Annotated in this window: 22 protein-coding genes and 2 pseudogenes; 11 read left to right on the top strand and 13 right to left on the bottom strand. The window is 67.7% G+C overall.

Annotated features, from left to right (window positions below; genetic code table 11):
* Positions 1-6: 6 nt before the first annotated feature.
* The 4 genes and pseudogenes from OG225_RS16845 to OG225_RS16830 form a co-directional block, all read right to left on the bottom strand.
* Positions 7-1,095, bottom strand: a complete 1,089-nt coding sequence (locus OG225_RS16845) for a magnesium and cobalt transport protein CorA (protein WP_405182526.1) — start codon at positions 1,093-1,095, stop codon at positions 7-9.
* A gap of 146 nt (positions 1,096-1,241) precedes the next feature.
* Entirely contained in the window at positions 1,242-1,388 is a 147-nt protein-coding gene (locus tag OG225_RS16840; protein WP_405183547.1) for a hypothetical protein, read from the bottom strand.
* 11 nt (positions 1,389-1,399) lie between these two features.
* Positions 1,400-1,618 carry a serine aminopeptidase domain-containing protein gene (locus tag OG225_RS16835; RefSeq protein WP_405182525.1) on the bottom strand — a complete coding sequence of 73 codons (219 nt, stop codon included), beginning with the start codon at positions 1,616-1,618 and terminating at the stop codon, positions 1,400-1,402.
* A 10-nt stretch (positions 1,619-1,628) separates the two neighbouring features.
* Positions 1,629-1,685: pseudogene (locus tag OG225_RS16830) on the bottom strand (hypothetical protein); the annotation flags it as partial.
* An 887-nt stretch (positions 1,686-2,572) separates the two neighbouring features.
* On the opposite strand from OG225_RS16830, the gene OG225_RS16825 reads away from it, so the two are divergent.
* Complete coding sequence (locus OG225_RS16825) at positions 2,573-2,860, top strand: hypothetical protein (protein WP_405182524.1); 288 nt, start codon at positions 2,573-2,575, stop codon at positions 2,858-2,860.
* 31 nt (positions 2,861-2,891) lie between these two features.
* Here OG225_RS16825 and OG225_RS16820 read toward each other — a convergent pair whose 3' ends face one another.
* The 3 genes from OG225_RS16820 to OG225_RS16810 form a co-directional block, all read right to left on the bottom strand.
* Positions 2,892-3,494 carry a helix-turn-helix domain-containing protein gene (locus tag OG225_RS16820; protein ID WP_405182523.1) on the bottom strand — a complete coding sequence of 201 codons (603 nt, stop codon included), beginning with the start codon at positions 3,492-3,494 and terminating at the stop codon, positions 2,892-2,894.
* Between the two features lie 53 nt (positions 3,495-3,547).
* Positions 3,548-4,090, bottom strand: coding sequence for an HAD family hydrolase (locus OG225_RS16815; RefSeq protein ID WP_405182522.1), 543 nt, complete (start codon positions 4,088-4,090; stop codon positions 3,548-3,550).
* A 162-nt stretch (positions 4,091-4,252) separates the two neighbouring features.
* A complete protein-coding gene (locus OG225_RS16810) occupies positions 4,253-4,423 on the bottom strand; it encodes a hypothetical protein (protein WP_405182521.1) in 171 nt (56 codons plus the stop codon).
* A gap of 31 nt (positions 4,424-4,454) precedes the next feature.
* Between OG225_RS16810 and OG225_RS16805 the strand changes: the two genes are divergently transcribed.
* The 3 genes and pseudogenes from OG225_RS16805 to OG225_RS16795 all read left to right on the top strand — a co-directional run bounded on the left by OG225_RS16805 (position 4,455) and on the right by OG225_RS16795 (position 5,766).
* Complete coding sequence (locus OG225_RS16805) at positions 4,455-4,643, top strand: hypothetical protein (protein WP_405182520.1); 189 nt, start codon at positions 4,455-4,457, stop codon at positions 4,641-4,643.
* Positions 4,644-4,864: 221 nt separating this feature from the next.
* Positions 4,865-4,987, top strand: a pseudogene (locus tag OG225_RS16800) (LysR family transcriptional regulator); the annotation flags it as partial.
* Positions 4,988-5,340: 353 nt separating this feature from the next.
* Positions 5,341-5,766: a hypothetical protein gene (locus OG225_RS16795; protein ID WP_405182519.1), complete on the top strand. Its 426-nt coding sequence runs from the start codon at positions 5,341-5,343 to the stop codon at positions 5,764-5,766.
* Positions 5,767-5,868: 102 nt separating this feature from the next.
* Here the strand turns inward: OG225_RS16795 and OG225_RS16790 are convergent, their stop codons facing one another.
* Both OG225_RS16790 and OG225_RS16785 read right to left on the bottom strand, forming a co-directional pair.
* Entirely contained in the window at positions 5,869-6,648 is a 780-nt protein-coding gene (locus tag OG225_RS16790) for an SDR family NAD(P)-dependent oxidoreductase (protein WP_405182518.1), read from the bottom strand.
* A 155-nt stretch (positions 6,649-6,803) separates the two neighbouring features.
* On the bottom strand, positions 6,804-7,394 hold the full coding sequence (locus tag OG225_RS16785; RefSeq protein WP_405182517.1) for a TetR/AcrR family transcriptional regulator: 591 nt from the start codon (positions 7,392-7,394) through the stop codon (positions 6,804-6,806).
* A gap of 762 nt (positions 7,395-8,156) precedes the next feature.
* Here OG225_RS16785 and OG225_RS16780 point away from each other — a divergent pair.
* The 4 genes from OG225_RS16780 to OG225_RS16765 all read left to right on the top strand — a co-directional run bounded on the left by OG225_RS16780 (position 8,157) and on the right by OG225_RS16765 (position 13,165).
* Positions 8,157-8,930, top strand: coding sequence for an SDR family NAD(P)-dependent oxidoreductase (locus OG225_RS16780; RefSeq protein ID WP_405182516.1), 774 nt, complete (start codon positions 8,157-8,159; stop codon positions 8,928-8,930).
* Positions 8,931-9,211: 281 nt separating this feature from the next.
* Positions 9,212-10,573: a hypothetical protein gene (locus tag OG225_RS16775; RefSeq protein WP_405182515.1), complete on the top strand. Its 1,362-nt coding sequence runs from the start codon at positions 9,212-9,214 to the stop codon at positions 10,571-10,573.
* Positions 10,574-10,688: 115 nt separating this feature from the next.
* Positions 10,689-11,933 carry an AAA family ATPase gene (locus OG225_RS16770; RefSeq protein ID WP_405182514.1) on the top strand — a complete coding sequence of 415 codons (1,245 nt, stop codon included), beginning with the start codon at positions 10,689-10,691 and terminating at the stop codon, positions 11,931-11,933.
* Positions 11,930-13,165: a DUF2201 family putative metallopeptidase gene (locus tag OG225_RS16765; RefSeq protein ID WP_405182513.1), complete on the top strand. Its 1,236-nt coding sequence runs from the start codon at positions 11,930-11,932 to the stop codon at positions 13,163-13,165. The genes OG225_RS16770 and OG225_RS16765 overlap by 4 nt, the downstream gene beginning before the upstream one ends.
* 118 nt (positions 13,166-13,283) lie before the next feature.
* On the opposite strand, the gene OG225_RS16760 is transcribed toward OG225_RS16765, so the two are convergent.
* Complete coding sequence (locus OG225_RS16760) at positions 13,284-14,420, bottom strand: hypothetical protein (RefSeq protein WP_405182512.1); 1,137 nt, start codon at positions 14,418-14,420, stop codon at positions 13,284-13,286.
* Between the two features lie 204 nt (positions 14,421-14,624).
* Here OG225_RS16760 and OG225_RS16755 point away from each other — a divergent pair, with 204 nt between their 5' ends.
* The 3 genes from OG225_RS16755 (at position 14,625) to OG225_RS16745 (ending at position 17,274) form a co-directional block, all read left to right on the top strand.
* A complete protein-coding gene (locus OG225_RS16755; protein WP_405182511.1) occupies positions 14,625-15,065 on the top strand; it encodes a VOC family protein in 441 nt (146 codons plus the stop codon).
* Positions 15,066-15,290: 225 nt separating this feature from the next.
* On the top strand, positions 15,291-16,415 hold the full coding sequence (locus OG225_RS16750; protein ID WP_405182510.1) for an esterase/lipase family protein: 1,125 nt from the start codon (positions 15,291-15,293) through the stop codon (positions 16,413-16,415).
* Between the two features lie 10 nt (positions 16,416-16,425).
* Complete coding sequence (locus tag OG225_RS16745) at positions 16,426-17,274, top strand: PucR family transcriptional regulator (RefSeq protein WP_405182509.1); 849 nt, start codon at positions 16,426-16,428, stop codon at positions 17,272-17,274.
* Here the strand turns inward: OG225_RS16745 and OG225_RS16740 are convergent.
* From OG225_RS16740 to OG225_RS16730, 3 genes are all read right to left on the bottom strand, one after another.
* On the bottom strand, positions 17,226-17,882 hold the full coding sequence (locus OG225_RS16740) for a TetR family transcriptional regulator (protein ID WP_405182508.1): 657 nt from the start codon (positions 17,880-17,882) through the stop codon (positions 17,226-17,228). The genes OG225_RS16745 and OG225_RS16740 overlap by 49 nt on opposite strands.
* Before the next feature lie 387 nt (positions 17,883-18,269).
* Positions 18,270-18,665 carry a YybH family protein gene (locus OG225_RS16735; RefSeq protein WP_405182507.1) on the bottom strand — a complete coding sequence of 132 codons (396 nt, stop codon included), beginning with the start codon at positions 18,663-18,665 and terminating at the stop codon, positions 18,270-18,272.
* Positions 18,631-19,257: an NADPH-dependent FMN reductase gene (locus tag OG225_RS16730; RefSeq protein ID WP_405182506.1), complete on the bottom strand. Its 627-nt coding sequence runs from the start codon at positions 19,255-19,257 to the stop codon at positions 18,631-18,633. Before OG225_RS16730 ends, OG225_RS16735 begins: the two co-directional genes overlap by 35 nt.
* Positions 19,258-19,319 lie beyond the last annotated feature (62 nt).

Here is a 19,319-nt window from a genome sequence, read left to right as displayed (position 1 = left end):
CGTGGGTCAGAGCCACTTGTTGCGACGGAAACCGATGAACAGCCCGGTGCATATCGTGAAGATCAGGATCAGTGCGGCCGGGTAGCCCCACACCTGTTTCAGTTCCGGCATGTGTTCGAAATTCATGCCGTAGATCCCTGCGATCATCGTCGGAACGGCGGCGATCGCGACGACCGCGGAGATGGTGCGCATATCGGTGTTCTGCTGCACCCCGATCTTCGCCAGGGCCGCGCTGATCAACGCGGTCAACGCCTCGTCGAGATCGGTGATGCGTTCGGCGACGCCGGAATGGTGATCGGTGACATCGCGCAGATAGCGGCGGATCTCCTTGGGCAGAAAAAGGTCCGGGGTGTTGAGCAGTTTGCCCAACGGTGTCGCCAGCGGGTTGACCGCGCGACGTAGTTCCACGACCTCACGTTTGAGTTGGTAGATCGACTCGACCGCGACCTGGCCGCGGGGAGTGAACACTTCCTCCTCCATCGCCTCGATATCCAACTCCACCGCGTCGGTGACGTCGACGTAGGAATCCACGACGTGATCGGTGACCGCGTGCAGCACCGTCGGGGCACCGTACATCAGTCGCGCCGGATCGGCTTCGAGTTCGCGGCGCACGCCGGTGAGCGCGCAATGTTCGCCGTGGCGCACGGTCACCACGAAATCGGGGGCGGTGAAGATCATGATCTGCCCGGTCTCGATGATCTCGCTGACGCTGTGCATCTCGTGCTCGCGGTGGACCACCGTGCGCAGCACCAGGACCACGGTGTCGTCGTAGCGCTCCAATTTCGGGCGCTGGCGGGCGTTGATCGCATCGTCGACCGCGAGCGGATGCAGGTCGAATATCGCGGCGATCTCACCCATCTGGGTGTCGTCGGGTTCGATCAGCCCGACCCACACGAATCCCTCACCTCGATTGCGGATTTCGGCCAGCGCGTCGGCGGGGGTGAACCGGCCCGGCAGGCGTCGACCCTCGACGTAGACACCGCAATCGACGACCGCGCGTGCCGTCGGCACGACGATCCGCGGCACCCGGCGTCGACCGGCGCCGCGCACCGAGCGAACCGTGCGGACGGGGTGTCGTGGGTCGATCGTGGGCATCCGAGCATGGTACGGGTCACCGTTGCGCGGCATCCGGACCCGGTGGTCACCATGGGACCGGCTCGTGGGGATATCGGTCCGCGCCACCGCCCACAGGTGCCGAACTGGTACAGCCACCCGACCGTGACCCGCGTGACCGGACCGGTTCAGCCCGTGACGCGCTCGATCCAGGCGATCAGATCGTTCTCGACGTGTTCTCGGTCGAGTTCGTTCTGGAACCGGTCATTGAACAGGCCGAGTAGATCACCGCCCGCGGCCCCGATGTTCTCGAACAACCCGTCGACCGCGGTCACGCCGGAAAGCGCTACGTATCGAGCAGTTCGGCCTCGTCCACCAGGTACTGCTGCGCGGCCATGGCGCCGAGACTGTGCGCGAACAACACCAGCGGTACCGCCGGATGCCGATCGCGCAGGATCTTGGTCAGGGCGACCATGTCGGCGACGAACATATTCCAGCCGTCGGGTCCGAGGTCCCCGGGCGTCCCGGGCGATGCTGTGCCCGTGGCCGCGTTGATCCGCGGCATAGACCACGTAACCCTCCGCGACGAGCCGTTCGGCCAGGTGAGCGTACCGGGCGGCGTGTTCGCCCATGCCGTGCGCGATCTGCACCACGCCACGCACCCGCGGTCGTGACGGAGCCCACGCGTGCACATGGATGGTGAGTCCGTCGGCGCTGGTGAACGTGAACATCGATGCGGCTCCTGGTGGACTGTGATCGGGAATTCGACACCTCGACCGGCGAAAGCGACTCGGCGAAAGGGAAAGTCACCTGTTCCGAGACGGGCGACATCGTGCGGATTCAGGAGATTCGCCTGTGCGAGCCTCGCCGACGCCGTGCGATTGCGGACGTTGAAATCGTGACATCGGCGTGTGTGGCCGTCCATGGGCGTGGAGCACAAGACTGTCGCGGCCGGGTTGTCGGCGGAGATAATCACACCCGTCTGCGCAGAGTCGGACCGCTCGAACCTCTCGACGGATACAGCGTTCTCCTTCGGCAACGTTGCGCGGTGGGAGCACGGAGGCAGGATCCATGTCGGCGAAACGCATTGCAGACGGCGGTCGGGCAGTGACATACGATCGAACGACGCTGCCCTGATCCATTGAATTGTGAAGGGAATAGATACGTCGTGCGCATTCGCCGAAGTTTTGTCGCGCTCGTTCCCGCTGTCGTGGCCATTATGACACTCTGTGCACCGACGGCATCCGCCGGACCGATGCAGATCGGTGGAACGATCGGTTGCATCAATAGCGCTTCGCCAGTGGGAGTTTGGGTCCAGGCCAAGAACTCCAAGTCGGGATTGTCCGCATGTTCGGTCGGCCTGATCTGACGCAAAATGTTCCCTACGGAGAATGCAAGCACATTCGGTAAGTCGAAATGGTGACATGATCTTGCCTGCAAGCAATATCTTGTTCGATGCGCTATGTCCACCGGCCGATGGCATCGCACCTGTTCGGTCTGCGGCGACGGTGGTTTACGGATGTCGATCCGGCTTTTCGTGAACCCCGACGCTCTCGATATCGATCTCTCGCTCGGCACAGTTTTCTACTTCTACAACCCGCTGAGTTCGACCGAGGAAACCGACGCTGTGGGAATTCTCGCAGGCCGACTCACGGAACTGGGCGGGCGTAAGCGCATCCAGATCGCAGTTCGGGGCGAGTCCATGCGGGAACTCCTGCGGGCCAGTGGCGTGTTCACGTGGCATACGGTGCTGGAGTACCCCGGCGTCTGGACCGTCTTCAAGAGTCCGGGGGACGCGAGCATGTGATCGAGCGTCGGCCGAGCGCTGCGAAATTCGTTCACTGGGAAGAAGAGTCATCGGGACGGTAGCGGGCTCTGAGGTGGACGCGTTCGCCCTGGGGGCCGAGGATACTGAGGAATTCCACCGCGCGTTGGTCGGCGTTGCCGAACCAGTGCGGGAGGTGGGTGTCGAATTCGGCGGCTTCGCCCGTGGTGAGGATGAAGTCCTTGTCGCCGAGTACCACCCGTAGGTGACCGTTGAGGACGTAGAGCCAGTGGTATCCCTCGTGGGATCGGGGATCGGGCGCGTTTCCCTCGGTCAGGCCGGCGGGGATGATCTGTTTGAACGCCTGTAGTCCGCCGGGTTTGCGGGTCAGTGGAATCACGGTCATGCCGTTGCGGGAGAACGGCTGCGGATATACGCGCGGGTCGAGATCGGTCGGAGCGCCGACGAGTTCCTCGATCGGGATCCGGTAGGCCCTGGCCAACGGGAGGAGGAGTTCCAGGCCCGGTTTGCGGTGCCCGGACTCCAGGCGGGACAGGGTGCTGATCGGAATGCCGGTGGTCTCCGACAAGGCGGTCAGGGTCAGGTCGCGGTGACGGCGCATCTCGCGTAGGCGCGGCCCGACCGCGGCCAGCACTGCGTCGAAGTCGTCGTTCATTCATCGACTCTGATCCCGGCATTGCAATTCGGGCAAATAGGTTTGCGGAAACGTCAAAACCATCGGGACAGCGCGACGGCCGAGCCGTCCTCGTCGGCGGACGGGCAGATCTCGTCGGCCGCGGCGAGGACGGGCGCGGGCGAGTTGCCCATGGCGATGCCGTGCGCGGCCCACGACAACATCTCCAGGTCGTTGACGCTGTCGCCGATTGCTCCGGGGAGGTCGATCTCGGCGAGAGTCGCGGCCAATGCTGTGCCGCTGTGTCCGGGCCAGTGCACGGCGAGCCGCGTGGTCGGCACGGCGGCGAGTTCGTCGATCTCGACCAGGTCGATCGTGCCGTGGTGCGTATCGGCGTCGTCGACCCGATCGGTGGCTCTCACCCCGACGCCGGGGTTCTCGGACACGAAGCCGGCACCCGGCAGTCGCTCGCGCAGTATCGCGACGGGCGTCGTCAGGTCGAAGAGGACCTGCTCGACTACCTGCCCGGTCGAGGCGTCGACGAGCACGGCACCGTTGGAACAGACCGCGAAGCCGGAAGCGAGATGCAGTTCGCGCAGGAACGGCAGTGTTGCCGGGAACAGTCGGCCGGTGCACAAGCACCACGTGGGAGCCCGAGGAAACGACGGCTCGCACCGCCGCCCGCACGGCGGCGCTGATCGTCTCGTGCGCCCTCGGGTCGGTGTCGGGTGCGGCGTGCAGGGTGCCGTCGATGTCCAGGGCGACCATCATCGGTCTGCCAGTACCGAAGATGTTGCGTGTCAACGGTACTCGTATCGAGCCTCGACCACCGCGGCGGCGATCGTGCGCAGGGTGCCGATGGTGTCGTCGCCGAGGGGGTAGACGCCGACATGGTCGGCACCGGCGTCCAGGTGGGCGATCAACCCGCGGTGGTGGTGTCCGGCGGTGGCGAGTTCGTCCAGATAGGACACGAGGGTGGCGTAGGGGGGAGGCGTATTCGGCGTGGACCTCGCGGTGGCCGATGCCGACGCCGAGCAGGAACCGGTCGGGGTATCTGTCGGTGACCCGGTGGTACGAGGCGGCGACCTCGTCGGCGTCGGCGGTCCACGCGTTGACCACGCTCGTCGCGACCATCATCCGGGTGGTCGCCTCGAGGAGGCGTTCGGCCAGTGCGAGATCGGCGGGCGGTGAGCCGTCCAGTCAGAGGGTGCCGTACCCGGCTTCCTCGACCTGTGCGGCGCGTTCCGGTGTTACCTCGTGCTCGCGCAGGTGGGCGCCGAGCATGCCTGGTTCGATACTCGTGCGGCGACTTCACCACGCTGTCTCGCGGCGAACCAGATCCGAAGCGCACGCACAGCGATAGGCGGACGTTATCGTTGCAGGACAGGGAGTTTTCGACACCGGGAGATGTGATGGAACTGCGGGCGTTGCGGTACTTCGTCGCCGTCGCCGAGGAATTGCACTTCGGTAGGGCGGCCGAACGTCTGCACATCGCCCAGCCCGCGGTCAGCCAGCAGATCGCCCGGCTGGAACGGGAACTCGGCGTCCGCCTGCTGGACCGTTCACCGCGCAACGTGGCGCTCACAGCGACCGGCAGTCGCGTGCTCGACGCCGCACGAGACGTCCTCGTGGCCGCCGAACGGCTCCGCGTCGTGTCGGGCACGCCCGCCGTCACCCTGCGCATAGGCACCGCGGCCGGGCTGTCCGCCCGCGTGGAGCGCGGCATCGACACATTGGGAGCGAACGGAACCCCGTTCGATGTCGTACTGGTCGATCTTCCCTTCTCCGCCCGTCTCGACGCCCTGCTCCGCGGCGAACTCGATGTCGCGCTGGTACTGGGCGAGTTCTCGGCACCGCGCTCCCGAATTGGACCGAACCACTGCTGGCGGTGGTGTCCCGGCATCACCACGTCGCCGAGCGCACCACCGTCGCCCTCGCCGAACTGGCGGATGGCGTGTTGCGGATGCCCGCCCGTGAACGCGACCGCCGGCTGCACGACGCGGTCACCGCCGCATTGGCGGCGGCCGGGGTGCGTCCCAAGCTCGGACGGCCCGCGGAGTCGACTCGCGCCACGATCGTGGAAGTCGGAACGACCCCGCACAGTTGGACTCTGCTCCCGGCGGGGCAGGTCGACGAATTCGCTTCCGCCCGTGTCCGCGCGATACCGCTGGACCCGCCCGTCACGATCACCGGCAGTGTCGTCGTTCCGGCCGACGGTCCCGGTCACTCCGCTGTCTGCGCCGCTCCTGCCTTCGGCGGGGACACGGCTCCGCCGAGTACGAGGTCGTTGGACATCGTGTCGGAGAGCCGGTGATCCGAATGCGCTGGGGGAGACCCGTGACGGGACAACTTCGAGCCGCGTAGCGGGCAGGCTCAGACTGCGGAGCGAATCGCGAACTCGGGGGTGCCGCGTCGGTCACCAGGTGGGTATGTAGCCGCCGTCGATGCGGAAGTCGGCGCCGGTGATGTTGCCGCCGCGGTTGTTCGCCAGCATCAGGACCAGGGCCGCGATCTCGTCGGGGGTGGAGAACCGTCCGGTGTCCGTCGCCGACGCGGCGGACGCGGCGACGTCTTCCGGTGTGTTTCCGGCAGTCCGGCTCACGGTCGCCGCCACACCGTCGGTGCCCAGCCACAGGTCGGTGGCGACGGGGCCGGGGCTGATCGTGTTCGCCCGGATGCCTCTGGATCCGAATTCCTTGGAGATCGCTTTGGTGAACGCCGAGAGTCCCGCTTTGGCGGCGCTGTAGTCGACGACGAGCGGTTCGGGGAGGGCGGCGTTGACGGAACTGATGTTGATGATGTTGCCGCCGTTGTCGCGCAGCATCGAGGGCAGTACCGCGCGTGTGGTTCGGACGGCGGTGAGGAGATTGAGTTCCAGGGTCGTCTGCCACTGCTGGTCGGTCACCGCGAGGAATCCTTCGGTGCGTGCCGGTGCGCCGCCGACGTTGTTGACCAGAACATCGATGTGATCGTCGGCCGCGGCGACCAATTCATCGGGTGCCGAGGCAGCGGTCAGGTCGGTCGCGACGCGGCGCACGCGGCCTTCGCCGACGAGGTCGTCGAGTTCGTGGCCGAAGGTACGTGCCCCGGCGATCACGTGGGCGCCCTCATGGGCGAGTGCGATCACGATGGCCAGCCCGATGCCGCGACTCGCTCCGGTGACCACGGCGGTGCGTCCGTGTAGTTCCGATCCCATGGGTTCTCCTCGATCGAGTGGCGGACAACGGGAGGCGACGCAGTCGGTGGCCGTCGTGCGGGAATGGGGCGTTGCCGATGTTCGTCACCCTGTCACAGCCACTTCGCGGAGGGGGATCGACGCGCTCGGGATGTCCAGCATCTGGACACCGCGGCTCAGGTGGTCGACGGGTAGGGGCGCACCATGCGCAGGACCATGTCGACGGTGCGTTCGATGGGGCGGCGGCGGGTGGTGACGGCGAAGAGCATGACCCGGGTCCAGATGGCGCCGAGGAGCATGTCGAAGACGTCGTCCGGGTCGACGGTGGGGTCGACGCTGCCCGGCGGGGCGGCCGCCAGGATCGCGCGGAATTGCGGGCGCGCCGATACCCGGAGGTAGACCGAGGGCGCGCCCGGATTGTCCGATGTCCGGTGGTGGGCGAGCAGACCGGCGGCGGCGACCCGCGCGGCCGGTTCGCCGAACGCGGCGATGTAGGCGCGGACGAAGCGGCGCAGGTCCACATGCAGATTTCCGGTCGGTGTGACGTCCACCGGCCGGGCGGTGGGGAAGGCGGCGTCCTCGATCAGTTGGATGCGGGAAGGCCAGCGCCGATAGAGCGCGGACGCGTGCACTCCCGCGCGTTCGGCGATCGCCTGCAATGTGGTCGCGTCGAAGCCGCGTTCCACGAGCAGCGCACGCGCCGCCGCGAGCGCTTTCGCATCGATCGTGATGTCGCGTGGCCGCCCGACCTGTTGCACATTGGCCATGGCACCTATCGTAACTCGCCGTGATACCAGGTGGTTTTCCCTGTTCAGAGCCGGTACTACAGATCGCCATCTCCTGTAAGTTATAGGAGACTCTCTTTCTTTATTGCCGAGCGTGTGGCTATGGTCGGATCCTGGACCCGCATCGTGGCGTGGTCGGAAATGGATCACCCGGAAGCCGGGGCCTACGACGACAGCGGTATGTCGACCTATGCCCAGGACGTCGACATCGTGATGGGTCACGAATACTGCGCGGAGGTGGTCGGCCACGGGCCCGAGACCGACCGGCGCATCGCCGTCGGATCCCGGGTCAGCTCACTACCGATACTGCGAACCTCCCACGGGCGCAGGATAATCGGGCAGAATCCGGATTCCCCCGGTGGGTTCGGGGAACTGCTGCTGCTCGACGAGGCATTGATGCGGCCGGTGCTGCCGGATCTGCCGAGCGAGATCGTGTGTGTGGCGGACGCGATCTCGGTGGGATGGTCCGCGGCCGCGCGCGCCGAGCTGACCCCGCGCGAGGTGCCGTTATCCGCTTCGACGCGGAGACCGGCCGATTCTGGGTCGCGCGTGTCTCGGCAAATACCTGGACCTGGGTTCGCACCCCGGAGGGGTGGCGAATCAGCGAACGCGTCAGCGCCAATCTCGACGGCTCCGACCGACCTCGCGACATGCTCGCGCCCACAGAGCCGAACCCGTCGTGATGCTTCACGAAAAGCCTTGCCATACCGCAGAACCCCGCCGCACGGAAAGAAGGACCCGTCCATGACCGAATTCCCCGCCACCTACGGTTCCTGGGCGGTGATCGCCGGCGGATCCGACGGCGTCGGCGCCGCCTTCGCGCAGGGGCTCGCCGCCCGCGGCATGACCATCGTGCTGGTCGCCCGCCGGGCCCCGGTCCTCGAAGACTGCGCCACCGCCCTGCAAAAGGATTACGGCGTGCAGACGAGGACACTGTCGCTGGACCTGAGCACCGACGAGGCGATCGGCGAACTCGAACACGCCACCGCCGACCTCGATATCGGGGTGTTCGTCTACAACGCCGGAAGTGACAGCCACACCGTCGAATTCCTCGACCGCACCCTCGACGAACACCGCGCGCTCGTCCACCGCAACTGTGTCAGCGTGCTGGAAGCCGCCTATCGATTCGGCGGCCCGATGGTGACCCGAGGCCGAGGCGCAGTGGTCCTGGTCACGTCCGGAGCGGCCTGGGCCGGTGGGCGCAACCTCGCCTCCTACGGCGCCAGCAAGGCCTTCGATCTCATACTCGCCGAAGGACTCTGGGCCGAATGGCGTGAACACGGCGTCCACGTCCTCGGCCTGGTACTCGGCGCCACCGACACGCCTTCGCTGCGACGGACCCTCGATATCGGCGACCGCGTCCTCGCCGACCCGCGCGACGTCGCCGAACAAGCCCTCGATCACCTCGCTGACGGCCCGACCTGGATCCACGGCAGCGAAAACCTCACCGGTGGAACACCTTTTGGTTCCCTCGATCGACGCTCCGCCGTCCTGGCCATGAGTACGCCACGCCACTGATCAGCGACCAAGGGCGTCGGCGAAGTCGGATTGGTCGGGGTGGCCCTGCCATCGGCAACGCCGTGTTCCATGCGACCGGTCGCCGGATACGGTCGCTAGCCATCACCATCGACCAACTCGTGCTGTGAGCGACAAGCGTTGGCGCACACGGTGAATCGATTCGGCGCGTGCGGGATTCCGGCCTCCGATCGGCGCGGAGCCAAGGCATGCTCTATGATCGACGCGATGATGAAATCTTCTGATCGCAGATTGGGGGTCCCATTCGTCCAAGGTGAGCGCTGATGCTCACTGCGAAGACGAATGTGGACGATTCCCGCCTTTCCTTCTGGTCGCGCGTGCGTGAGTTCGCCGTGCCGCCCTCCATGATCGAGATTGCTACCGCTCGGCGTCGCGCCGGGGACTGGGCCGGGGCCTGTGCGGCTGCCGGTTTCGATGTGGATATCGATATGCGTTCTACGGCAAGGCTTTACGGCCGTGCGCTGGCGACAGACATCCGGTCCGACCTCCGGCGCCTGGCCCCGGACCTCCTGCGCTGGCACCTGCCGAGGATCGCTCCCACCGGATTGCTCCGGCCGGGGTCGACGATCACGCTCGCTCGCTATCGTCGCGGCGGAGCCGGTGACCTGCATCTGGTGGTGCGGTCCGCACCCGCGTGGGCGGACGCCGGACAGCGGGTCGGCCTCGCACTGTGGGACGACTCCCGCGCCGCGCCCGGCACACATCCACGTCCTCGGCCGGACCGGCGATTTCGGATGGACCTGCACCGCCACCTCTGGGACGCGCGACGGTCCGATGAGCTGCGGGTACGGTGCGGAGCCGAACCCGACGTCGACCGGGTGGAACCGGACCCGGCCCTACTCGAGATCGCGCCGCCGGATCACGGCTACGCGGTCGAACGCTGGGGCGCCGAAGCGCGAATCCTGCTCGACGACGAAGGGCGAGAGGACAATACGTTTCTGGTGCAGTCGGTAGCCGGACACCGGATCATCGCCGAGCTCGGGACGTCCCGCGTGCGGATCGCGACGGCGTATCCGGCCGGAGCCGTCTCCGCGCTGCCGGTGCTGCCCTACGCCGCGACCTGGCGACCACCGGACCTGGAACTGCTCGGCGCCGGGGCGATCTCGCCCGATCGACTACATCCGCTGGTCGCCGCGGCACTGGTCCCGGACCGTTCGCCGAGCGCCGTCCCGGCCTCGATCCGGGCGGAGCGAACGCACTCGGTGGAATGCGGTGGCAGGCACCATCGAATCGGACTGGTCGACGGTGTGCTGTCCGCGCTGGACCACGATCCGGCCGAGATCCGGCGCGAGGAACTCCTGGCGGCCCTGACCGGCACCCCGGTGCCGTGCCTGCAAGCCATCGATCGGGCCTATCGCCGACCGGATTGCCTCGAGGGCGTCGGTGAACGTCTCGCGCACGGCGATGTCGCGGGCGCACTCCGCGTCGTCGAGGGCCTGCTCGGTCCCGAAGCGATCCTGCGCGACGGCGCACTCCGGGACCTGCTGACAGCCACCGCGGAACAGCGAATCACCCACGGGCTCTACCGATCCGGTCTGTCCGTACCCCAACTCGCCCCCGACTACCCCGGCGCTCGCCGTCCACGGGCCCGCCGCGCGCATCCACGTCACGCGACGCGCGACTGACCTCGCCGGAGCGCACACCCGGCGCGCGCCGATCACCGCGACACGCCCGCTCGACACCACCGCGACGGCGCGACCGTCGAATCCATCGATCCTTCTACGACACAAGGTGATTCCTATGACTACCGCTGTCACGGGCTCCGCTGCCCACACCCCGACCGGTCACGATTCCCAGCTCGATATCGCCGCCGACCTGCTGACACTGCTCGGCGAGTCCGACACCGAGCCGCGGACCGACATCCAACTCGAGGCCCTCACCCTGGCGGTGGCCGCCGACCTGCCCGTGCTGCTGTGGGGTGAGCCGGGAATCGGCAAGACCGCGGCACTGACGCAGCTCGCCGAAACCCTGGAGCTTCCGCTGACCACGGTGATCGCGAGCGTGCACGAACCATCGGACTTCTCCGGGCTGCCGATCGTCGGTGACAATCCGTCGGAGCACGGCGTTCCGATGGCACCACCGGACTGGGCGGTGCGATTGGTCCGGACCGGCCGGGGGCTGCTGTTCCTCGACGAACTGTCCACCGCGCCGCCCGCCGTGCAGGCCGCGCTGCTTCGTCTGGTGCTGGAACGTCGGATCGGTTCGCTGACACTGCCGCCGGGGGTCCGCATCGTGGCGGCGGCCAATCCGCGTTCGTCGGCGGCCGACGGCTGGGAGCTGAGCGCGCCGTTGGCCAATCGGTTCGTGCACCTGCAATGGGTACACGATCACGACGTGGTCGTTCGTGGTCTCGGCGGCACCTGGCCGCGCGCGACGATGCCGCGACTCGACCCGGAAAAGCTCACGGAGGTCGTGACGTTCGCGCGCCGCGCGGTCTGCGTACTGCTCGCGGCGCGCCCGAAACTCGTGCATCAGATGCCGAGCAGCGAAGCGCGCCGGGGCGGTGCGTGGGCATCGCCGCGAAGCTGGGAGATGACACTGCGACTCATCGCATTCGCCACCGCGGCGGGATCCTCCAAGGATGTGCTGTCGGTGTTGGTCCGCGGCGCGGTCGGCGACGGCCCTGGTTTCGAACTGCTGACCAGCCTGGACCGGATGGACCTCCCCGACCCCGAGACGTTGTTGGCCGATCCGGCGAACGCGCGGCTGCCAGAGCGCGGAGATCTGCGTCAGGCGGTGCTCGACGGTGTGGTCGCGGCGGTGCGCAAGCGCCCGGAGCGATCCCGCTGGGACGCGGCGTGGGCACTGCTGGTCAGGGCGTGCGAGACCGGTGCCCCGGACCTGGTGGTCGTTCCCGCGACCACGCTCGCCACGTTGCGCCAGGGCGATTGGCAGGTGCCCGCGTCGATCGAGAAACTGGCGGGGGTGGTGTCGGTATCGCGGCGCGCCGAGCGCGCCGCCGATCTCGTGCGGGCGGGCCGATGACTGCGCGGGCAGTGGATCGGGAACTGGATCTGGAGAAGCTGTTCGCCGCTCGGCTGTATGCCGTCCGAGTCCGGCCCTATCTGGCGACCGCCCTGTTCGCCCTGCGCATCGTCGAATCACGCCGCGTGCCGACGATGAGCGTGGACCGGCACTGGCGCTGCTACGTCTCACCCGCCTTCGTGGACCGCCTGCCCGTCGAGGAATTGGCCGGTGTCCTGGTGCACGAGGTGTCGCACCTGCTGCGCGACCATCACGGCCGCGGCGATCGTTTCGCCCGCGAGCACGAACTCAGCGGGCCGGGGGAGCGGCTGCGCATGAACATCGCCGCGGATTTCGAGATCAACGACGACATCTTCGGTGACGGTCTGGTCCGCCCGCAGGGCGCGATCCTGCCATCCGACATCGACTTGCCCGCGGGCAAACTCATGGAGGAGTACCTGACGGAGTTCCGGTTCGGCACCTACACGCCGGGCATGGCGTGGCTCGACTGCGGTAGCGGCGCGGACGGTCTGGACCGCGAGTGGGAGCTCGGGCCGCTCGGCGCCGACGGACTCAGCGAACAGGAACGCGCCGGTGTGCGCTTCCGAGTGGCGCAGGGCATCATCGGTCGCCCGGGCAGCGTGCCGGACGGTTGGCGGCGCTGGGCGCGCGAAGCCTTCCATCCGCCGCAGCCGTGGCGCGACCTGCTCGGCGCGGCACTGCGCGGTGCCTTCTCGGCGCCCGGAGTCGGCGAGGACTACACCTATCGCAGATCCTCGCGACGTTCGGCCGGTGTGCCCGGCGCCGTCCTGCCGAGCCTGCGGCGCACCCCACCTCGGGTCAGCGTGATCATCGATACCTCCGGTTCGGTCAGCGACGCCGAACTGGGCAGCGCCCTGCTCGAGGTGACCGCCATCTGCCGCGTCGTCGGCCTCGGCCGCGGTCAGGTCACCGTGCTGTCGTGCGACGCGGCCGCCCGAATCGCGCACCCGCTGTGCGCGGCCGAGGGCATTCCGCTGATCGGCGGCGGCGGCACCGACCTGCGAACGGGTTTCGCCGAAGCCCTTCGCGCCGGGAACCGCCCGGACGTCGTCGTGGTCCTCACCGACGGTCAGACACCCTGGCCCGAGACCAAGCCGAGTTGCCGCACCGTCGTCGGCCTGTTCCGACGGGCCTTCACCGGGAGCGAAGACGATGCCGACTATGTCCCGGACCGGCCACCGGAGTGGGCGCGAGTCGTCGACATCGGCTAGGCATCGCGTTCACGGCGGGATGGGACAGCGGGAATGCGGCGCGAGACTATCGCCCCGATCACGAGTCGCCGACGGCAGCGACTCCCAGCATCGGCATCGGAACTGTGCGACCGCGCGTTCAGCGACGGGCGAGGCAGACCGTGATGCCCGCGGTGACTCCGGGAGTCCAGGTGATCGAACTCGATGTTCCGGACGGGCAGTTGTTGTCGGGGGATTCGTGTCGTTCGATCACCTCGTCCGCCGCCGCGGGGTCGGTGCAATCGATCCGAAACGAACGCGACGCGGGTCCGGGGCCGCCATTCGTGAGGCAGTCGCCGACGACGGAATACAGGGCGGCGTTCGGATCAGCCGGTCCCAAGCAGATCCCGACGACGAGATCGGTCTTGTCGTTGTGATTCATCGTGAACGCGCTCGCACCGAATACGTCGGGGCACTGCGGTGATTCGGGCCGCTGGTAGAGGCTGCGCACGGCGAGCGCCCGCAGCGCGGCGGAGGGACTGTCACACGCGACCAATCCGCCCAGGTTCCGATCGGCGCAGTCGCCGACGTCGGCACCGATGACGGCTCGCGGGTCGGTCGGTTCGACGCACACGACAATCGCCCGTCCACCCAGTGACGGATGGGCGAATGCCGAACGCGTCAACGGTTGCGCTCGGCAGGCTTGATCGGTGACGGGGATCTGGCGGTGCAGTTCGGTGGCGACGACGCGCGAGCCGAGCGGGCTCTGCCGACACTGGACGCGGATTATCGAGTCGCCGGCGCCTTTGACCTCGACGCAGTCACCGGCCTGCAACGCGCCGGGATCGGTGGTGTTGGACCGGGTCGGCGCCAGACACAGTGCGGTATCGGGTTGTTCGCCCGCGGCCGCGGGTTCGGGCACCGCCTCGGTGCTGTTCTGGAATTTCAGACAGGCCGAGTCCACCGGCCACACGATGTCCTCGCGTGCCACGATCCGATATGTCGCGCGATCCTCGGTGCAGGGATATTCGATCGGACGCTCGGATTCGATTGCGACGCAGTCGTTCACGGCCAGCGCGATCTCGGTGTCGCGGTCGTGTCGGAGGGCGACCAGCACGGAGGCGGCGGCGAGCAGGACGCCCGCGCTGAAGGCGACGATGGCGAGGGCGAGTCGGTGACGCCCGAGGAACCGCTTCGCCCCTGGGGGCCGCGCGGGCTCTGTCGGTGGCATCTGCGGCGCCTGCGGTATGGGCGTCGCCGCGGTCTCATCGATATGGCTGTACCACTGGTCGTGCACGAATATCCCCCACGGCTGAACAAGACTGTCTTCGATCCCCGCTCGATCGCGGAGAAGTAGATCCTAGCCGTCGACCGGAGCGGCGCCGCGCATCCCCTCCGTCGCGGGGCGGATCGAGCGGACCGTGTCGAGAACGGCTCGTCGGCTCCGTCCCAGGGGCAGATGCGGGCACCGCGTCCGCACTACATCGAAGGAGGCCACGGTATGGCGATACAACGGATGGACAACGTCCTGATCGTCGTCGAGGATCTGGACGCTGTGATCGCGTTCTTCGTCGAACTCGGTATGGAGTTGGAGGGTAAGGGGCCACTCGAGTGGCGCGGGGCCGAGCGTGTCATCGGACTGGAGGACGTCGAACAGGACGTCGCGATGCTGCGGATCCCGGACGGCCACGGCCGGGTCGAGCTGGCGAAGTTCCACCGGCCCGGAGCCATCACCGCCGAGCCGAAGAACCCGCCCGCGAACACGCTGGGCATTCGTCGCATCATGTTCGCCGTCGACGATATCGAGGATGTCGTCGCCCGCCTGTGCGCCCACGGCGCCGAACTCGTCGGTGAGCTGGTGCGGTTCGAGGACATCTATCGGCTCTGCTACGTCCGTGGCCCCGAGAACATCGTCGTCGGATTGGCCGAGCAGCTCGGCTGAACATCGGCACCGGATGCCTTGTCCCCGGCTACAAGGTCGGGGTCGGGTACTTCGTCCGCGCGTGTAGTGACGGCACGCGCCGTCGGGACCAGACTTCGGATACCGCCACGGCGCAGCGTCGCGTATCACATTCCGATCTGTGTTGTGTTCTGTGCCATACGTATTCCGTGTGGCCGCGGTGACGAACCGATGGGAATACCGAAGATGTTTGCAACGAGGCAACGCATGCGCCGCATCGTCGCGTGCGCCACAGTCGTCGCGGGGGTAGCTCTCGCGCAGGAGCTCGGCGGATCGGTGAGCGCGGCACCGGCTCCTGAGACCGAACTCGATACCTTCGCCGACATGGTGTCCGCCGGACTCGAACCGGCAGCGGACGGTCGCCGACCCGAGCCGATCGTCGACACCGGCAGCGGCTCTACCTGGGGCCGGAGCACCGCCACGGCGGCGGTCGGTGAAGGTCCCGAGATGACCGCGCCGCTGGCGGCCTTCGCCTACGGACTCCTGCACCCCGATGTCGCTCCGCCGGGCGCCAACAAGTGGGACTGCCGACCCACCGCCGAGCATCCGCGTCCGGTGGTGCTGCTGCACGGCACCTGGCTCAACGCCTACGACACCTTCTCCTACCTCTCGCCGCGACTGACCAGCGCCGGATACTGCGTGTTCGCACTGAATTTCGGCCGGTCCGGACTGCTGGAGGGCGGCGGGCTCGGCGCGGTGCTGCCCGGACGTTACGGGGTCGGCCCGATGGAGGAATCCTCGCGCCAGGTCGCGCGATTCGTGGATCGGGTGCGCGCGGCCACCGGGGTGGACAAGGTCGACATCGTGGGGCACTCGCAGGGCGGCACGGTCGCCAACCGCTACCTGAAATTCGACGGCGGCGCGGACAAGGTCGCCGAGCTGGTGACCTTCGGCGCCACCCACCACGGCACCACCCTGATGGGGATCGCCTCGCTCGGCCGGGCCATCAACAATCTCGGGGTGGACATCCTCGGGTTCTACGAACCGATCGTCGGGTTGTCGAATATCCAGCAGGCCGTCGGCTCGCCGTTCTACGCCACGCTCAACGCGAACGGTGACACGGTGCCGGGCGTGGAATACACCGCGGTCGGGTCCCGCTACGACGAGGTCACCAACCCCTACGACTGGACGTTCCTGCGCGCCGGAGCCGGAGCGACCGTCCACAACATCACCTTGCAGGACGGCTGCGACCAGGATCTGTCCGACCACCTCACGCTCATGTACTCACCGCGCGTCGCGAGTATCACCCTCGCCGCGCTGGACCCGGCGGGCGCGAAGCCACTGGTCTGCACATTCAACCCGTGGCTGATCGGCGGGGGCGGCGGACTGTGAGTCCGCGGGCATGAGCGCGACCCGGACGTGCGCGCAGACCGAGCACATCGTGGGGCAGTTGCTCGCGACGATTCCCCGGCACGGCGGGCGGGGAAATCTTCCGCGGGAGGAGATACGAGGCGTCGTCGCGGGATGCCTGGACCTGGTGGCCCGCGACCAGCCGCACCCCACGACCAGGGTGTCGCGCATCCACCGGGCCGCGGTCCGGTGGGCGGCGGTCGGAGTGCCGATCGAGACCGTGCACGGGATGGTGCGCGAAGGCTTCCGCCTGCACAGGGACGGTCCGGCACCGTACTGCCCGAGCCACGGCGAGATCGGTCGTCTCATGGACGCGCTGCACGCCGTGACCGCGACGGTGTCGGCCGACCGGATTCCGGCGGCCGCCGGAATCGCACACGAACTGCTCGACGTCGCGCGCCGACTCTACGGGCGGCCGGGGCTGTACCGTTTCGACGATCTCGCCCTCGAATACCAGCTGACCAGACCGGGACCAGGCCGAGATCGTTTGACCGCCGTCCCGGACCCGCTCGCCGCGCACCCCGAACTGCCGCGCACCCTGCGCGTGCACGTGCGCAACGACATCAACCGCAGGCTCACCGCACGAGCACTGCACATCCACCAGAACACCGTCGATCACCGGCTCGAGCGGATCGGTGTGCTCGTCGGACTCGACTCGGCTCGTCCCACATCGCTGTGGCGGTTGCGGGCGGCCCTGGTGGCGCGCAGCTACACCCACCCCGATGAACCGGGGTCCGGACGACTGAGTCGAACGCGACCGACGTGGCTCACGGCGACGGTGGTCGATGTCCACTATCGCGGTGGTCGCGGCGTGAGATTGCCGCGGAACGGCGCGGCGTAGGGGTTGAGGACCGAGTGGGACCGGCGTTCGCCGGAGCGCGCGGCGGCAGCCGGTGACGCGTTGTCGCCGGTCAAACGGTCGACCGCACGTTCGAGGATCGGCAGGATGTCGGCGGCATCGAGATCCTCGTCGGCGCATCGCACGACCATGGCGAAGGACATATTGGCCAGGATCAGCCCGATATCGGACGCGTAGCGCGGATCCGCGCCTCCCAACAGCGCCGCGGCCGCGGGGAGCAACGCCTCGACGCTGCGGGCGTCCAGCGTCGTACCGCCGGGAGTTCGGCGCACGTGGGCGTAGGCATCCAACATCCTGGGATTGCGCTCCCACGGCTCGAAGACGTAGGACATCAGGCGTACGAGGCCGTCGTGCAGTGTCTCGTCATCGCTCGGCAACTCGACCCCCGCGAAGCAGTTGTCGGCCATCCAGCGTCCCAGCGCGGTGATGATCAACTCGTCGCGAGTGCGGAAGTGTTTGTAGACCGTCGACAGCGAGACGTGAGCGCGCCGCGCCACTTCCCTGAGCTGGACCGCTTCGTGTCCCTCGGACTCCAGCAGTTCGAGCACCACGGCGATTATCCGCTCACTCAGAACCTCGTTCCGGTTCACGCCTTCAGGCTACCTCCGACGCCGGGAGCAGCACCGATGCCGCTCGGCATGCGAACCCCTTGCCAAGTTCTCGTGATAGGTGCTATACATCACCCGTCCTGGGCTGAGCGATCGCTCAGCTCGTGGTGAACCACCGCGGAGCCAACTCGAAGCGTGGTGCGGGCGACGTGGTATTCACCTGTCGGGCAACCGATCTCGGAGGTGGTATGTGCCACAGCCGACCTGGGAAGCTGCCACCCTTCCCCGGACACGTTGCCGCCGTGATGGCATGCGCGGCGGCAACGTGTATGCCGTCGAGAGACCGTTCGGGACGCGCTCAGGGCTCGAGGTCGACCACGCCTCGACCGGTCGCGAGGTCGAACGGCACCGACACCTGGTCGTGCGCGATCAACCAGAGGCCGTCGATCTTGCGGAAGCCGTACGTGACCCGGACCCACAGCCGTTCGTCGCGGCCCCGTTCTTCAGCGTGCCGCTCAGGCGCGCGAAGGCGTGTCCGAACGCGACATCGTCGCCGACGGTGAACGTCAGGTCGCGCACTTCGTAGGTGACGCTCTCGAAGACCTGGAACACTGTCGCCCAGTTCTCGAGTTTGGCCGCGATCCCGACGTGCTGGAGCGGCGGTTCGATATCGAAGGAGACGACATCGGTGGTGTACAGCCGCTCGAGGGCCCCGAGATCCTTGGCCCGCAGTGCTTCGACGGCCCGGGCTATCCGCTCGCGAATCTCGACTTCGTCCGCCGCGTCACGTTCAGCGCGTGACCGGAAGTCGTTCGGCGTCGTCATGATCGGTTCCTTCCGAATCGATGGTGTCGGTGGCGGGTCGGCGCAGCGGAGCGAGGGAGGAACTCCATGCGACGACCTGATCCAGCACCTTGTCCAGGGCCGCGGTGGGACGGTTGCCCGGTGTGAAGTCGGCGTGGTTCTCGAAATCGGTGTGCAGCGAAATCGCCGCCTGGGGGCCGACGGCGGCCATGCCCAAGGTGCCGCAGAGCTGCCGTAACTGCGACGCCGCGCAGACGCCGCCGTTCACACCGTAGGAGACGAACCCGACCGCCTTGTTCACCCACTCCGCGTACACGTGGTCGATGGCGTTCTTCAGTACCGCGGGGGCCGACTGGTTGTACTCGGGAGTCACGATCACGAATCCGTCGAACGGGGCGACCCGCCCGGCCCAGGCGCGGGTGTGGGGGTGGACGGAGGGGCCGAACATCGGCGGCGCGGGCTCGGTCAGATGCGGTAGCGGGTGCTCGCACAGGTCGATCAGTTCGAAGTCGGCGTCGTCACGCCGCGACGCGATGTCCAGGACCCAACGGGCGACCTGCGGGCCCTTGCGGTTGGGTCGGGTGCTGCCGAGGATGATGCCGATTCCGGTCATATCAGGAACTCCTGTTCTGCTGAGGGTGTCACGACCTTCCGACGACACAGCCGTGCGGAATG

Source organism: Nocardia sp. NBC_01377 (genome assembly GCF_045040005.1).
GTDB classification, from domain to species: Bacteria; Actinomycetota; Actinomycetes; order Mycobacteriales; family Mycobacteriaceae; genus Nocardia; species Nocardia noduli.
The sequence above is the reverse complement of the archived record's forward strand: the minus strand, read 5'-3'. Positions and strand labels throughout refer to the sequence as shown.